The sequence below is a fragment of the Flavobacterium bomense genome (genome assembly GCF_003970355.1).
Genome location: NZ_RYDJ01000073.1, coordinates 1 through 1,642, shown reverse-complemented (window position 1 = coordinate 1,642; position 1,642 = coordinate 1). Strand labels below are relative to the sequence as shown.

Here is a 1,642-nt window from a genome sequence, read left to right as displayed (position 1 = left end):
GTTCAACTGGTGGTGGTTTGGGAGGCGGACATGATGGTAAAATAAATACCATGTGGAATAAAACACTTGACCCCAACTCCCCTGATTTTAAATATTCAGAATCTATCGTGGTTGCAGAATCTAAAAATATGGAAGACAATGATGCCATCGATCCAGGTCTTTTACTAGTCCCAACCGATGGACGATTATGGTTATCTTACGGTACCTATTTTGGATTCATTCGTCTTGTAGAACTTGACCCTAAAACAGGTGATCGTGCAAAAGGAAATAAAGCAATAGATATAGCTATAGATTGTGAAGCCACTGATTTGGAATACCGTGACGGATGGTATTATCTTTTTGGAACACACGGAACCTGTTGCGATGGTGCTAACTCAACCTATAACATCGTTGTTGGTCGTTCCAAAAAAGTAATAGGGCCATACCTTGATAATATGGGAAGAGATATGATAAGAGGTGGTGGCAAGATGGTAGTTTCATCAGGTGGAGGAAGAGTTAATGGTGCTGGCCACTTTGGGCGTACGGTTCTTGAGAATGGAGTTGAAAAAATGTCTCTACATTACGAGGCAGATTTAGATCAAAGTTGACGTAGCGTATTAGGAATAAGACCTATATTATGGAAAAATGGATGGCCAGTTGCTGGAGATATTTTTAAAGAAGGCACCTATGAAATTGAGTCCGAAAGACGAGGTTATTCTTTAGAATTGATTGTTGATTTTACAAGAATGTCAGGTGGTATGCGCGGAATGAATGCTAACAATGATGAACCTATAAAATCTATTCCATCTCAAGTATTATCGGATGTTATCAAAACTTGGCCAACTGGAAATATTGATGTAAGAATCGGAGATTATATGGCCCGACCACATCAAAAATGGACAGTTACAGCCGTTCCTGAAGGAGGAGGCTATCTTGGAGGTCAATATTATAAAATAATCATTGCCGGAAGAGAAAGAGCATTGGCAGCAACAGCAGAATCTGAATTAGTAACAGTTCCAAAATTTACTGGCGCTGCTGAACAACTATGGCGAATCGATTTATTAACTGATGGAACCTATAGAATAATGCCTAAGGTAGTTCCAAATTCAAAGGAAAAGTTAGCACTAGTATCTTCGGGAGATAGCACACCGACACTTGCACCGTTTGATATGAATAGCGACAATTCTAAATGGAATTTTAAGGATTGATAAAACATTTTGATGAAAAAAGACGCAGTTTTAATTATCTGCGTCTTTTTTTATGTTTCAATTCGGCTTTAAAAGGTTTTGATCTAGAAAAAGTAATATTTAACCCATTGGGTGTAAATATTAAAAACGTCAATTCGAGTGTTTTTTTGTGGAATCCCGATAGCTAACGGGAGGAACAAAAAATCTATTGAGAATCGTTTTTAATGATATTTTTCTTGTTCTCGATACGATTTTTTAAGGAAAATCACTCGAACTGACGAAAAATCACCATCAAAAACTAATTACATCCAACGGGTTAATATTTAATTACTTGTAATAATTTCTTAAACTAATTTATAAATCTTTAGAATAAAATTAATTATTTGTTGTTGCCCTTGGTCACACTAACAATACTTTTTACCACATTTTCTGTTTGTCCTCCACCAACACTGATATTAAAATTACCCAAAGGTAGT

2 protein-coding genes are annotated in these 1,642 nt (G+C 36.3%); both read left to right on the top strand.

The features are described 5' to 3' along the window. Positions 1-587: family 43 glycosylhydrolase (locus EKL98_RS17925; RefSeq protein WP_199740727.1), on the top strand; the 587-nt coding region annotated here is incomplete at its 5' end. A 117-nt stretch (positions 588-704) separates the two neighbouring features. Next, on the top strand, positions 705-1,187 hold the full coding sequence (locus EKL98_RS17920) for an RICIN domain-containing protein (protein WP_199740726.1): 483 nt from the start codon (positions 705-707) through the stop codon (positions 1,185-1,187). Positions 1,188-1,642 lie beyond the last annotated feature (455 nt).